At 33.7% G+C, this 15,231-nt stretch carries 12 protein-coding genes; 11 read left to right on the forward strand and 1 reads right to left on the reverse strand.

Annotated elements, in window-relative coordinates; genetic code table 11:
* Window positions 1-54: 54 nt before the first annotated feature.
* The 6 genes from J5G60_RS10290 to J5G60_RS10315 all read left to right on the forward strand — a co-directional run bounded on the left by J5G60_RS10290 (window position 55) and on the right by J5G60_RS10315 (window position 6,235).
* Entirely contained in the window at window positions 55-867 is an 813-nt protein-coding gene (locus tag J5G60_RS10290; protein WP_150358260.1) for an ABC transporter substrate-binding protein, read from the forward strand.
* A gap of 113 nt (window positions 868-980) precedes the next feature.
* Entirely contained in the window at window positions 981-2,747 is a 1,767-nt protein-coding gene (locus J5G60_RS10295; RefSeq protein ID WP_150358261.1) for a sigma-54 interaction domain-containing protein, read from the forward strand.
* 259 nt (window positions 2,748-3,006) lie between these two features.
* Window positions 3,007-4,278 carry an L-cysteine desulfidase family protein gene (locus J5G60_RS10300; RefSeq protein WP_150358262.1) on the forward strand — a complete coding sequence of 424 codons (1,272 nt, stop codon included), beginning with the start codon at window positions 3,007-3,009 and terminating at the stop codon, window positions 4,276-4,278.
* 87 nt (window positions 4,279-4,365) lie between these two features.
* The gene (locus tag J5G60_RS10305; protein ID WP_150358263.1) at window positions 4,366-4,761 is read left to right on the forward strand and encodes a hypothetical protein; all 396 of its coding nucleotides are present in this window, start codon (window positions 4,366-4,368) and stop codon (window positions 4,759-4,761) included.
* 155 nt (window positions 4,762-4,916) lie between these two features.
* Window positions 4,917-5,768 carry a DegV family protein gene (locus J5G60_RS10310; RefSeq protein WP_150358264.1) on the forward strand — a complete coding sequence of 284 codons (852 nt, stop codon included), beginning with the start codon at window positions 4,917-4,919 and terminating at the stop codon, window positions 5,766-5,768.
* Between the two features lie 5 nt (window positions 5,769-5,773).
* Window positions 5,774-6,235: a PadR family transcriptional regulator gene (locus J5G60_RS10315; protein ID WP_150358265.1), complete on the forward strand. Its 462-nt coding sequence runs from the start codon at window positions 5,774-5,776 to the stop codon at window positions 6,233-6,235.
* Between the two features lie 41 nt (window positions 6,236-6,276).
* On the opposite strand, the gene J5G60_RS10320 is transcribed toward J5G60_RS10315, so the two are convergent.
* Window positions 6,277-6,990, reverse strand: a complete 714-nt coding sequence (locus J5G60_RS10320) for a TerC family protein (RefSeq protein WP_150358266.1) — start codon at window positions 6,988-6,990, stop codon at window positions 6,277-6,279.
* Window positions 6,991-7,307: 317 nt separating this feature from the next.
* On the opposite strand from J5G60_RS10320, the gene J5G60_RS10325 reads away from it, so the two are divergent.
* The 5 genes from J5G60_RS10325 (at window position 7,308) to hydF (ending at window position 15,189) form a co-directional block, all read left to right on the forward strand.
* Entirely contained in the window at window positions 7,308-8,429 is a 1,122-nt protein-coding gene (locus J5G60_RS10325; RefSeq protein ID WP_179977601.1) for a YibE/F family protein, read from the forward strand.
* A 68-nt stretch (window positions 8,430-8,497) separates the two neighbouring features.
* The gene (locus J5G60_RS10330) at window positions 8,498-8,833 is read left to right on the forward strand and encodes a hypothetical protein (protein WP_150358267.1); all 336 of its coding nucleotides are present in this window, start codon (window positions 8,498-8,500) and stop codon (window positions 8,831-8,833) included.
* Window positions 8,834-8,921: 88 nt separating this feature from the next.
* The gene (gene pglX, locus J5G60_RS10335) at window positions 8,922-12,500 is read left to right on the forward strand and encodes a BREX-1 system adenine-specific DNA-methyltransferase PglX (RefSeq protein WP_150358268.1); all 3,579 of its coding nucleotides are present in this window, start codon (window positions 8,922-8,924) and stop codon (window positions 12,498-12,500) included.
* Window positions 12,501-12,504: 4 nt separating this feature from the next.
* Entirely contained in the window at window positions 12,505-13,932 is a 1,428-nt protein-coding gene (locus tag J5G60_RS10340) for an aspartate ammonia-lyase (protein ID WP_442870519.1), read from the forward strand.
* A gap of 18 nt (window positions 13,933-13,950) precedes the next feature.
* The gene (hydF, locus tag J5G60_RS10345) at window positions 13,951-15,189 is read left to right on the forward strand and encodes a [FeFe] hydrogenase H-cluster maturation GTPase HydF (protein WP_150358270.1); all 1,239 of its coding nucleotides are present in this window, start codon (window positions 13,951-13,953) and stop codon (window positions 15,187-15,189) included.
* Window positions 15,190-15,231 lie beyond the last annotated feature (42 nt).

Consider the following 15,231-nt stretch of genomic DNA (forward strand, 5'->3'; position numbering starts at 1 on the left):
GAATATTTATAATATATAATGTATAATTATAAAAAAGTAATTGGGGGGAAAAGCATGAGAAAAATAGGTATAATAATATTAAGTGTAATTATGGTGTTTGCACTTTTTACAGGCTGTGGCTCAAACAGTAAATCTAGTAATAATGAAACAGATAATTCACTTCAGAGAGTGAAAGATTCTGGTAAACTTTCTATAGGATTAGATGATTCCTATCCACCTATGGAATTTAGAAATGATAAAAATGAATTGGAAGGATTCGATATAGATTTGGGGAAAGAACTTGCTAAAAAGTTGGGAGTAAAATATAATCCTGTAGTTACAGATTTTAATGGAATAATTTTAGCATTGCAATCCGGAAAATTTGATGCCATATTAGCTACATTGAGTATAACCGATGAGAGAAAAAAGAATATAGATTTTGTAGGACCATATATCAATGGAGGACAGATAATAGTAGTTAAATCCGGAAACAAATCCATGAGCACTAAAGAGGATTTGAAAGGTAAAGTAGTTGGAGTTCAGCTTGGAAGCACGGGAGAGCAGGCAGCAGGGAAAATAGAAGGTATTAAAGAAATTAAGAAATATGACAAGATAACGGAAGCTTTTCATGAAGTCAATATAGGCAGAGTTGATGCTCTCATATGTGATTCTGAGGTAGGTGAATACTATGTGGCAAAGGACAAGGTAAATTACACTGTACTTAAAGATAAACTTACTAAAGAGCCCGTTGGAATAGGTGTAAAAAAGAAAGATAAAAAATTACAAGAGGCTTTAAATAAAGCACTGGATGATCTTAAAAAAGATGGTACATTATCTAAGCTCTCCATAAAGTGGTTTGGACACGATATATATAAAGAGAGTAATTGATATTTAAAGAAGGATAAAAGCTACAGATGCACTTTTATCCTTCTTTAATATGTTATAAAATAAAAGAAATAGGATAGAGGCAATGTTAAATTTGAAAAGGAGGGAAACTCTCTGTGATAGAACAAATAAAAAATGATTTGCAGGATATAGCGGAAACTATCAAGGCAGTAATAGATATTGATATCACTATTATGGATAGAAGGCTTTTGAGAGTGGCAGGTACTGGAAGACTCAAAAAAAAGATTGGATTGAGTGCACCTAAAAATTCCGTGTTCGAAAAATGTTTAAAAAGTGGAAAATCATATTTTATTGAAAATCCAGGAGGTTGTACTGAATGTATAATTTGTGAAACAAAGACTCAGTGTGATGAAAAGGCAGAAGTATGTTTCCCAATAATCATAGATGGTAGGGCAGAAGGTATTATAGCCATGATAATATTTGATGAAGATAAAAAGGAAATGTTTTTAAAAAAAAGGGATAGCTATAAAAATTTTGATAGGAGGATGGGAGAACTTATTTCTTTTAGGATAAAGGAAAAAAATATGCATCATAAATTGGAGTATAAATCTACCGAACTTTTAACTATAATAGATTCTGTAAATGAGGGAATTATAACTATAGACAGTAATAATAGAATATTGAATTTAAATAGATATATAAAAGAAAAATTTAAGTTAAAAGAAACCTATCTTATAAATAAGGATGTAAGTAGAATTATACCGGAAAAAATAGTAAATAAATTCCAACCCAATAATTATTATATAGAGGAAGAAACTGTAACTGTGGATTTTAATAAATCGAGATTTAATTTTTTATTATCTGTGAGACCCATAAATTTTGATAAAGGGATATATGGTGCAGTAATAACTTTTAAGGATTTTAACAAATTGCAGCAGTCTGTATTTAAGATGGACGGAAAGAATTCCATGTTTAGATTTAAGGATATAATAGGAAGCAGCGATGTTTTTGTCCAGGTTAAAGATCAAGTAAAGCAAGTGGCCAAAAAGGATATGCCTGTTTTACTTCTGGGTGAAAGTGGCACTGGAAAAGAATTGTTTGCAAGGGCTATACACTATGAGAGTTATAGAAAAAATGAGGTGTTTATGCCCATAAATTGTGGTGCTATACCTGAAACGTTGATGGAAAGTGAATTATTTGGATATGAAAAAGGAGCTTTTACCGGTGCAAGTAACAGCGGAAAGATGGGTAAATTTGAGATAGCGAAAGATGGAACTATATTTTTAGATGAGATAGGAGATTTGCCCCTTCACATGCAGGTGAAGCTTCTGAGGGCGTTAGAGGAAAAAGAGATTGTGCGAATAGGCGGCATAAGCACTATAAAGGTAAATCCTAGAATAATAGCGGCTACTAATAAAGATTTATACGGCATGGTTGAAAAAGGACAGTTTAGAGAAGATCTTTTTTACAGGTTGAATGTGATTCCAATAAGGATACCTGCCCTCCGGCAAAGGGGAAATGACATATTAGAGCTTTCGCAGTATTTCTTAGATAGATATAATAATATATATGATAAAAATATAAGAGATTTTTCTGAAAAAGTGAAAGAAATGTTTTTAGAATATTCCTGGCCTGGAAATGTAAGAGAGCTTCAAAATCTTATAGAATATGCTATAAATTTTGAAAAGGGAAGTATTATAACTTCTGAAACTATAAGGAGAAGGACAGGAAAATTTAATGACAGGGTTGTGGAAAATGAAAGCCTTAGGGATATGGTATTAAAATATGAGAGGGGGATTATAAATAGTTTTATAGAGAAGTATGGTTCAGATACCGATTCGAAAAAATTAATAGCTAAAAAGCTAAAAATAAGTACAGCTACTTTATACAGAAAAATAGGTGACGAGAAGTATCAAAAATGAGAATTAATTATCATTTTTGATATGTAAAGTAAATTTAAAGCAATAGGAGATAGAGGATGCATATGACGAATATACATCCTCTATATTTTTATCATTATTGAGAATTAATGTGTATAATATGGGTTAAAGTACTGGCATGAAAAGTGCTAATAATATTTAATAAGAGATTTTCTATATAGGATTTACAGCTTATGGGCTATGATATACATTCATCTGTATAAAGTATATAAATATTTAATTGTAGAGGAGGTTATTATCTGTGAAAGATTATGAATTGTTAGTAAATATATTGAGAGATCAAGTAGTGCCGGCTTTAGGCTGTACGGAACCGACAGCAGTAGCTTATGCTGTTGCCAAAGCCAAGGAAGTTTTAGGGGAGGATATAACTGGACTGGAGATATATGTGGATAGAAATATATTTAAAAATGGTAAAGAGGTGGGAATACCTGGTACGGATAAAAAAGGTATTTTGACAGCAGCAGCTCTATCTATGGTCATAGGTAAATCGGAATATAAATTACAGGTATTAAAGGATGTTTCAGATGAAAGCTTAAAAAGTGCACTTGATATAATAGATAGGAATATGATTAAATTAAACCTGAAAAAGGATGTAAAAGGTCTATATATAGAAGTAATTGCAAGAAAAGGCAGAAATTCTTCCAGAGTTATCATAAGAAATAGTCACTTAAATATAGTGATGATTGAGAAAAATGGAACTCAAATTTTTTCAAAAGATAGCGGAAATAACATTGCTGATAAGCCATCTTTGAGAGATAAGATCAGAGAATTTACCATAGAAGATTTTAAAGATTTTGTGGATAATGTCTCTTATGAAAAAATAAAATTTATTGAAGATGGGATAAATATGAATGAGGAAATAGGGAAAACAGGTCTAAAATTGGATCTTGGAATAGGTATCGGGCATTTATTCAATAACAGCTCTAATGCAGAGCAGTATGCTAAGGCCATTACATCTGCTGCTTCGGAAGCAAGGATGTCGGGCTATCCTCTCCCGGTAATGAGCAGTGCAGGAAGTGGAAATCATGGATTGGTGGCTATACTTCCTATAGCTATAATTGGAGAAAAAATGGGAGTTAAAAGGGAAAAGATAGTTAGAAGCGTTGCCTTAAGTCATCTTGTAACTATTTATATAAAAAGCTATACGGGAGCACTTTCGCCAGTTTGCGGATGTGGGGTAGCAGCTGGTGTAGGAGCTAGTGCAGGACTTTCTTATTTAATGGGTGGGAATCTAGCCCAAATAAAGGGAGCCATTAAAAATATGATTGCAGGAATAAGCGGAATGATATGTGATGGTGCAAAGATTGGATGTTCCTATAAATTGGCCATATCAGTAAATGCAGCTTTAGATGCAGCTAAGATGGCAAATAGAAATATCTTTATACCGTCTCAAGATGGCATACTGGATGAATCAGCGGAAAAAACCATACGAAATTTAGGAAGGATATCTGTTGAAGGAATGGCAAATACAGATGGAGTGATTTTAGATGTAATGATGAAAGAATGTAAATAGTGTAAAATTATTCTCCAATTAGATATTTTATGGTAATATTAAATTAAGGAATAGGGAAAGGTTTTATAAAAAGGAGATGTAAACGTTATGAATACAAACAATAATTGTCCAGAGAAGATCACGTATGGGTGGGATAATTTTTCTAAGATCCTAACTTTTATTGGATGCATTTTCTGTTTACTTACTGCCTATGAAGCTTTTTTAGGATTGCTTATGATATCGTATGCTTTTTGGAGAAGCCGATCTAAAAATGTCATGAAAAGAACTAGGGAAGAAAGGTTACTGCTGAAGTTTTTAAATGATGCGTTTCGTGTTATCTATAATATTAGGCATGGTAGAATATCTCTAAAAAATTTGAGGTTGAAGAATAGAAAAAGATATAAAAAATGTCCTAGATGCGGCAATCTTATCTTGTTGAAAACTACAACTAAAAATAATGTGCTATCATGTCCTAAATGCTCTTTAAAATTTAAGGCAAAATAAAGTTAGTGCAGCAGTCTGTTTATAGGCTGCTGTTTTTTATCCAGTTAATTATCAATAGTGATATATATCACTATTGATAATTAAGCAAAAGGTGATATAATTATTATGTTGTAAAAATTTAATTAAAATTTTATAAAAAGTGGAGGGAATAAAGTTTGGAAAAAATTGCATTGATAACGGATAGTACAAGTGATATGCCTAAGGATGTGGCGGATAAATATAATATAAAAATACTTCATTATAGGATAATATATAAAGACAGGGAATTTGTTGATGGGATAAATGTAGATTCAAAGTATATTTATGATAATTTAGATAGGGAAATACCTACATCTTCATTGCCTTCTATGAATGAAATGGAGAACTTATTCAACAATTTACAAGATGAAGGATATACTCATGCCATAGTTGTAACTCTTTCTGGTGGTTTGACTGGTATTTTTAATGGGGTAAAGCTGGTCAGTGAGAATTATCCTAATATTAAGACGTACATATATGATTCCAAGTCCATCTCTGCAGGAGAGGCCATGCTAGTAGAAGAATGTGCAAAACTTATAAAAAAAGGAATGACTTTCGATGAAATAGTAAATAGTTTGCCTTCTTTAAGAAAAAGACTGCATTTGTATTTTGTAGTTGGTACTTTAGAATATTTAAAAAAAGGCGGGAGAATAGGCAAGGTAGCAGGTACTATTGCAGAACTTTTAAATATAAAGCCTATTGTAGCCATTGATGTAAATGATGGAAAATATTTTACTTATGACAAAGTGAGGGGAAGAAAAAAATCTTTAAATAGAATTGTTGAAATTGCAAATAACATTCTTAAAACCAAAAAATGCAGGATGAGTATACTACATGGATGTGCTCTGGAAGATTCTAAAAAAGTATTTGATGAAATTAAAAAAAATCCAAATGTAGTTTCTGCCACTTTTGGAGGAAATATAAGCCCTGTGGCAGGAGTGCACAGCGGACCTGGCCTAGTGGGTTTAGTATTATTTGAGGAAGAATAAATTTTATGGATAAATTTGATTTGGAAAAGAGTACAAAAGAAGAAGAAAAGCGTCTATATAGAGAATACAAGCAAAAGTTAGCTGAGCTCAAGAAGGTGAAGAAAGAGAGGGAAGCTGTAGGACAGGTATTTACAAAAGGTCTTTTACAAATATATGTTCTTTATATTTTAAGCTTGGAAGCTACTAATGGAAATGATATATCCCGAAAAATAGGAGAGAGAACTGGCGGCAGGTGGATACCTAGTACGGGGGGAATTTACCCATTGTTAAAAAAACTGGAGAAAAGTAAATTAATTGAAGGAAAGTGGGATGATTCTAAAAACAAAATGCAAAAAATATATACTTTAACGGATTTGGGTGTCAGTGAATTGAAGAGTAAGAAGAAACTTTTAAAAAATAAAATAGAAGAATCATTAGAAGTGTTTAATATAGTCTATAAAGATCTGTATGGTACTTCAGAGGAATAAAAATTTCCCCTGAAGCCTATTTTTGATTCTAGTTTACTAATTTATTTGATAGAATGCTGTTCTTTAAACTCTTTTAAAGAAAGGGAAACTGGCCTGCTAGTTCTATAAACTCCATAGAGCAGTACAATTAAAGCAAAACCGAAAGATATTACATTTGTTATTATGGGAGAAGTGTAATTATGTAAAAGTCTGTCCTCTAATAGCATTTTAAAAGCTGTATGGGCAAGTATAGCACCTCCCAAGTATATTATCATAGGGTGTTTATTCATAAGTTTTGCTACGTATTGACTTCCAAAGAATATAATGGGGATATTCAACAGTAATCCGAAAATTATAAGAAATATATGACCTTGGGCCGCACCGGCAATCGCCAGCACATTATCCAAACTCATAGTAGCATCAGCTATAACTATATTGGAAATTGCAGTAAAGTATTTACCCGTTGGATTTATATGCTTCTTTTTCGCTTTTTTTGATTCGGGTTTTATAAAATTCCAGGTTATTTTTATAAGTAAAATTCCACCGATTAATTTTATGGGAAGCCATTCTATTAAGAGTATATAGGTAATAAGACATGCAAACAGTATTCTCAGGAAAACTGCAGCAAACACTCCAATCATTGAAGCGGATTTTGCATGTTTTTTTGGCAAATCTCTTGTTGCCAGAGCGATTACTCCTATATTATCACCACTTAAGACTATGTCGAGTAAAGTTATCTGTAAAGCTCCTGATAAAAAGGCAGCTAAATTTTCCATTCTAAAGTACTCCTTTTAACAGTATATTTTGATATTTAAGTTAATTTATATTTATTATTTCTACAGAGTAATATATTCTCTAAATGTGCTAAATATTACCTTAAGGTTATCACTCACATTATTGTAACATATACACTGTATAATGTAAAGTATATTATATAATATGGTTTTAATGTCTATATAATTTAGATTATAATATATGAATGTTGGAGCATTTTATTATGTGAAGTTCCGTAAATAAATTCAGATTAGTTAGAGACTTCATGAGAAGAAGGTGAATTAAAATATTAAGAGCAAAAAATACTTCAGTTATTTTAATGATTTTTATATTGCTATTTTCGAGTATATTTTCTGTAAAAGCCGTATCTGATGAATATAACAAACCCATCCATGGCATGGTTGTTAAAATAGAATCACAGGGAGACAAAAATTCTCAAAGGTTTTCCAATGTGGATGTAAAAATAATTTCGGGAAAGCTCAAGGGCAAAACGGTTACCGTGCAAAACTTTGTAGGAGGGAAGATAAAAGATGAGAACAGCAGCACTCAAAGTTTTGTGAAAGTTGGAGACGAGGTTTTGATAAATGTTGACAAATATGATAAAAGCGGTAATGTGAAGAGTGCATATATATATGAAATAGTCAGGTATAAATACCTCTATAAATTGGGAATATTTTTTATTCTGCTTTTGATAATTATTGGGGGCAAAAAAGGACTCAAATCAGTTATAACTTTGGCTATAACCGGAGTTATGGTGTTGAAGGTTTTAATACCTCTTGTAATACAGGGGTTTGATCCGGTAGTTGTTTCTTCAATTATATGCATGTTTGCGATTGTGGTAAATCTTGTTATAATAGGCGGGAAAAATGAAAAGACACTGGCAGCTATTATAGGCACTTCAGGAGGCGTGCTGATTGCAGGAATTATAACGATGTTTTCGAATTCTATAATAAGGGTAAATGGACTTACAGATGATCAAATGCAATCTATTATCTATACTGCGCAAAATTCTAATTTTGATTTTCAAGGCCTTTTGTTTGCAGGAATAATTATGGGGGCTCTGGGTGCGGTTATGGATGTGAGTATATCAATAGCTTCTTCGGTAAAGGAAATTGAAGATGCTAAACCGGATATAACAGTGAGGGAATTGATAAAATCTGGTATGAATGTAGGTAAGGATATAATGGGAACTATGGCTAATACTTTAATACTCGCCTATGTGGGAGGAGCTATGTACATAATGATTATGGTTTCTTCCTATTCCTACAGCACTTCTATTACTACTGCCATTGATCAGGACGTGATTGCTTCGGAAATATTAAAAGCTTTAGCTGGAAGTATTGGACTGATTTTGGCAATACCCATTACAACAGTTGCAGCTGCACTGCTTGTTAAAAGACATAGAGAAAAAATGCAGGGAATATCTGAAGAGGGAAAGTGAAAGTAACATTTTCTCATCTGAATAAATATAATACAGTGAAACAAATTGAAAAGAAAGGATGAAGTACAATGGAGATCACTGTAAATTTTTACATTGTTTCAGATGAAGATTCCGGAGAATCGGAAAAATTCCACAGCCAGATAAAATCAGAGAACCCTATATATTTAACTCTTCAGGAAGGTGACATTATAGTATCTGAAAAGGATAATTTAGAGTATGCTGTAGTTAAGACCGTAAAAAATCTTTATAAAAAGGAATTAGACGTATATATAACTGGTATAAAAAGTAAAGAAGAGATAATGGATGAAATAGAAAATCTGGCTAATAAAACTGTAAAATCTGTATTGGAGTCCATTAAAGATACATTGGGTTTTGATGAAAAAAAGGATTTTAGTGAGGATTAAGGTTAAAGGCACTGTTGAATTCATTTACTTTTTATGATTTCAATGGTGTTTTTTGAACATAGAAAAATTAAATTTAGGAGTATGAAATATGAATAAAAGCGCACTTAAAAACTTGGCTTGTGAAGGCAGAACTGAACTAATTGAAAAAGTACATATTAGGGCCCTGCAATGTGGCATACACGGAGATGATGCTGAAAGATTTAACCCTGAGGCTATGAATGGAATTACCCTCAGCAATGAGGAAGAATTACAGAGGGAAAAAATAATTGAGAAAATTGAGATCCTGAATAATAGAGGTGAAAATGGATATAAAAAGGTAATTGAGAGAATTGCCTATATCTGGTTTAATAGATTTGTAGCATTGAGGTTTATGGAAGTGAATGATTATCTGCCTACAGGAGTAAGGGCATTGTCTTCTTCTTTACCGGGATCTGTAGAGCCAGATTTAATGAAATACGCTTTTAAAGTGAAGCTCCCTGTAGATACTGAGAAAATATACAAGATGAAATTAAATGGTGATATGGAGGGCCTGTTTAAATATATGATAATAATTCAGTGTAATAGTTTAAGCAACTCTCTTCCATTTGTGTTTGAAAGGCTGGAAAGCAGCTGTGAATTATTGTTTCCAGAGGGAATTTTAATAAATGGAGATTTTATAAGGAAATTGACAGATACTTCCCTTATACCAGAAAAGGATTGGAAAGATGTAACTGTTATAGGGTGGCTCTATGAATACTACATATCCGAGGAAAAAAATAAGCTGATGAAGGCAAAGAAAAAGTATACTAAAGGGGAAATACCATATGTGACACAGCTCTTTACTCCAGATTGGATAGTCAAATACATGGTTGAAAATTCCCTGGGAAGGTATTGGGTAGAAGCCCATCCGGAGCATGGCGATCTAAAAAGAAATTGGGAATTTTATATTGAAGATCTACGGCCTGGAGCTTATGAAAAATTACGTCCTCATATTGATAGAAAATTAAGTATTGAAAATGTTAAATGTTTTGATCCGGCTTGCGGATCGGGACATATACTTATATACATGTTTGATGTATTGTATCAGATATATGAAAGATGTGGTTATGATCGAGGGAAAATACCAGAATTGATTATAGAGAATAATCTTTATGGAATGGACATAGATGACAAGGCATATAGGCTGGCGTGTTTTGCTGTTGTCATGCAGGGAATGAAATATAACAAAAAACTTCTCAAAAATATAGAGAGAAAATCAAGAGACGGGCAGTTTAAAAGCATTGATTTAAATATAGTGTCTATACAAGAGAGCAATGACCTTAATGAAGATGATATAGTTTATATAGCAGGAAGTAAATTTGGTGAAAATTATGTAAAGACGAAGGCATTTATAGAAACATTTAAAGATGCTAAAATATACGGATCATTAATACAACTGAGAGGATTTAAAAAGGATTTTTTTATAAATAGATTGAAATATATGATAAATAATTCAGATTACAATTTAATTCAACATAAAAGAAGGGAAAAAATCATTAAATTATTGTCTGAATTTGTAAAGCAGGCCGAGATAATGTCAGAAACTTATGATATTTTAGTGACAAATCCACCTTATATGGGGAACAGGTATTTTAATCCACTGCTAGGAAAATATATTGCTAAAAATTATCCAGCGGCAAAGACGGATATGTTTTCTGCTTTTATGCTGTATAGTTTTTCAAAAGTTAAATGTAATGGACATCTGAGTTTTATGGTACCTTTTGTGTGGATGTTTATACAGTCCTATGAAGAGTTGAGAAAGATTGTAATTCATACCAGAAATATAAGCAGTTTGATTCAGCTCGAATACTCTGGATTTGAAGAGGCTACAGTGCCTATTTGCACATTTACCTTGAGAAATTACAGTGTGGATATACCGGGAAATTATATAAGATTGTCAGATTTTAAGGGGGCAAAAAGGCAGCCGGAAAAAACCAGGGAGGCAATAGCCAATTCCTGTGTGGATTACAGATTTACTGTGGAACAGAAAAAGATGAAAAAGATTCCAGGAAATAGATTTGGATACTGGCTTACAGATAGGGAGATTGAAATATTGAATAGATCGAAAGTTGTAGCTGATGTTGCGTATCCTTGCACGGGCATGCAGACAGGTAGCAATGATAAATACATAAGACAGTGGTTTGAGGTAGACTATAATCACATAAACTTTTCTGGAGTGAATAGGAATGATAAGTATTGGATTCCATATCAAATGGGCGGTGAGGCAAAAAAATGGTATGGAAATATATCTGAGATAATTTATTGGAAAGACAACGGGCAGAAAGTAAGAGAGGAAAAAGGTTCCATCATACGAAACGAAAAATTTTTTTTCCACAAAGGCATAAGCTGGAAGAGAATAACCTCTGGAAAAAATACCATAAGAATACTGAATGAGGGTTTTATTTTTGACCAGTCTGCTGATTCAATATTTGTGAAAAATGAATTGGACTATGATTATATGTTAAGTTTTTTTAACACCAAGATAATGGCAAATATCTTTGAGTTTATTGCCCCTACGTTAAATCTCACTGCAGGCACTGTTAAGCAGATACCGATATATATGGAACATAATCCATCCATAAGAAAAAAAATTGATCTGCTCTGCAGGGAATGTATATCCATATCCAAAAATAACTGGGATTCTTTTGAAACCTCCTGGAATTTCAAAAAACATCCTCTGCTGATCTACAAGGGGAATTCAAATACCATAGAGAAAGCATATTACAATTGGGAGAATTTTTCTGAAAAACAATTTTATAGGATGAAGTGTATTGAAGAGGAATTAAATAAAATATTTATAAAAATTTATGGTTTTGAAAATGAAATGACTGCAGAAATTGGGGAAAAAGATATTACAATAGAGAGAGTCAATAGGGAAAGGGGAATAAAGTCCTTTATATCCTATGCAGTAGGATGTATGTTTGGAAGGTATTCTCTGGATATGGAGGGAATTGTGTATGCAGGAGGCAGTTTCAATTCACGGTTTACAATTAACAATTCACAATCTGGAGATAGAATATGGCGGATCAGAAAGGTGGATAAAGATGATGAGGGCCATGTTATATCTGGTTTGTGGACAGATGCTTCCTTTGCTCCGGAGGAGGACAATGTAATTCCAGTATTGTATGAGGATTATTTCAGAAATGACATAGTATCCAGGTTTGTAGAATTTGTGGGAATAGCTTTTGGAAAAAAGAATTTATCTCAGAATATTGCTTTTATAGCACAGACTCTTAAAAAAAAGAGAAATGAAAGCGACAGGGAAACTTTGAGAAGGTATTTTATGAATGATTTTTTTAAAGATCACCTTCAGAGGTATAAAAAAAAGCCCATATACTGGCTGCTTACTTCCGGTGAATACAAAGTCTTTAACTGTTTGATCTATGTACATAGATTTGATAAGAATATATTATCCAAAATTAGAACTGATTATATATGTAAACTTCAAAGCAAATTGTATGAAAAAAAGAATGCCCTGTGTCTTGAAAAAGGAAACACAGCTCAAAGACTTTCAATTCTCCATAATCAGCTGGATGAATTGAGAGAATATGATAAAAAACTGCATCATATGGAAAACATGCAAGTAGAAATTCATCTTGACAGTGGAATTAGAGCCAACTATGAAAAATTCAAGTTGATTTTGAAATGAAATTATGAATTACAAAATAAAAGGGGGTAAGAATGTGAAAGACAGACTTGAGAGAGATTTGCTGGGAGAGAAAAAAATTCAGAGTTCAGCTTATTTTGGCATCAATACTCAAAGAGCCATGGAAAATTTTAATCTGGGCGGCAAAATAGTGAATTTGAATCTGATTAGAGAAATTGCACTAATAAAAAAGGCAGCTGCAATAGTAAACAGGGATTTAAAAGAGATAAGCTCTGATAAGGCTGATGCCATAATTAGAGCCAGCGAAGAGGTTATAGAGGGCAGATTTGATGATCAATTTAATCTGAGTGCGTTTCAGGGGGGAGCAGGTACTTCTACAAATATGAATGTAAATGAGGTTGTAGCCAATAGAGCTATAGAAATACTTGGCGGTAAAAAGGGCCAGTACACTCTGGTACATCCACTAAATGACGTGAACATGTCACAATCAACCAATGATGTGTATCCTACGGCTCTTAGAATTGCAGCTATACGACAGATAAGAAAATTGAGCAATTGCCTGGCGGATTTACAGGAAGAACTGCAGGTAAAGGAAAATGAATTTTCTGATATGATAAAATTGGGGAGAACTCAGCTTATGGATGCACTTCCAATGATGGCAGGCCAGGGGTTTGGTGCCTATGCCAAAGCAATAGCAAGGGACAGATGGAGAATTTACAAGGTGGAAGAAAGACTGAGAGAAGTGAACATAGGAGGTACTGCCATAGGCACAGGTCTAAACGCCCGAAATAAATTCATATATGAAATAACGGATGTACTTCAGAATTTAACAGGGCTTGGACTTGCCAGATCCGATTATCCCATGGATATAACCCAGAATTGTGATGTATTCGTAGAGGTGTCGGGGCTTTTGAAAGCTCTGGCTGTAAATCTGATGAAGATTTCCAATGATCTGAGATTGCTGAATTCAGGACCCAGAGGGGGAATTGGAGAGGTAGTACTTCCCGAGGTACAGGCAGGATCTACTATTATGCCGGGCAAAGTAAATCCAGTCATAGCGGAAATGGTGGGTCAGGTCAGTATGAGAGTCATATCAAATGATACTGCCATCACCTTGGCCAGCGGTTCGGGACAGCTGGAGCTGAATGCTTTTACACCGCTTATTGCGGAGTGTCTGCTTGAATCTCTTGAATTGCTGGAAAGATCGGTTACCATATTTAAGGAAAAGTGCATTGAAAATATTAAAATAAATGAAAAAAAATGCAGAAATAACCTGGAATCATCTACGGCGTTGGTAACAGCTCTTGTGCACTATATAGGCTATGACAGGGCTGCACAACTGGCAAAAAAGGCATTGAGAGAAAACAAGACAATAAAAAAAGTGCTTTTGGAAGAAGAAGTGCTGACAGAGGAAAAAATAGATGAGATAATGAATCCATATCAGCTTACAAAACCAGGGATACCTGGCATATAAATATTTGGAGGTGTAATTATGAGCTTAAATGAAACCCCCCGATCTGTGAGAGTACATATAGCCCTGTTTGGAAAAAGAAATGCAGGGAAATCAAGTATTATAAATGCAATAACCGGGCAGGATATAGCTATAGTATCGGATGTAGGGGGAACTACTACAGATCCAGTTTATAAATCCATGGAGATTTTACCTATAGGACCCTGTGTGATAATAGATACGGCAGGACTTGATGATGAAGGCAAATTGGGGCATTTGAGAAAGAAGAAGACCGTGGAGGTACTGAATAAAACTGACATCTCTCTGGTGGTGATAGATTCTGTTCTTGGAATTACCGATTATGACAGATATATAATAAATGAGATAAAAGATAAGGACATACCGCTTATAGTGGTACTGAACAAAATAGATATCCTAAAGAAGGATAATAATTATATCAAAAATGTAAAAGAGGAATTTAATGCTCCGGTAATATCGGTGTCTGCTGTATCAGGTGAAGGAATTAAGAAGCTGAGAAATGAAATAGCAGGTATATTGCCCCAGGATGAAGATAGATTTAAAATAGTAGGAGATCTGATAAGCCCCGGAGATTTTGTGGTGCTCGTCATTCCAATTGACAAGGCGGCACCTAAGGGAAGGCTCATACTTCCACAGCAGCAGACCATAAGGGATATCTTGGAAAGCGATGCCATGGCGGTGGTGACAAAGGAATATGAGCTCAGAGAGACTTTGGAGAATTTGGGCAAAAAACCTAAAGTGGTGATTACGGATTCCCAGGTATTTTTAAAAGTTTCAGCAGATACTCCCAAAGATATTTTAATGACATCTTTTTCCATATTGTTTGCCAGATATAAGGGAGATCTGGTGGAACTTATAAAGGGAGTAAAAGCTGTAAAAAAATTAAAAGATGGTGACAAGGTATTGATTGCAGAGGGATGCACCCATCACAGACAGTCCGATGATATAGGAAAAGTGAAGATACCCAGGTGGATAAGGCAGATCACGGGGAAGAAGATAGATTTTGAGTTTTCTTCAGGCGTTTCTTTTACAGATGATATAAAAAAATATGCACTCGTAGTTCACTGCGGCGGGTGTATGTTGAATAGATCTGCTATGATTTACAGGATAAATACTGCAAAACAATTCAATGTACCTATAGTCAACTACGGCATTTTGATTGCATATGTTCAGGGAATATTGGACAGGGCTTTAAAACCATTTCCGCTGGCTAAAATGGCATGGGACAGCACCGAGGATTAATTATTTTAAATCAAATGTAGAAATTATTAAAAAATTATATAT

Origin of the sequence: Clostridium sp. HV4-5-A1G, from assembly GCF_900184915.1 — a bacterium.
Classification (GTDB): domain Bacteria; phylum Bacillota; class Clostridia; order Clostridiales; family Clostridiaceae; genus Clostridium_B; species Clostridium_B aromativorans.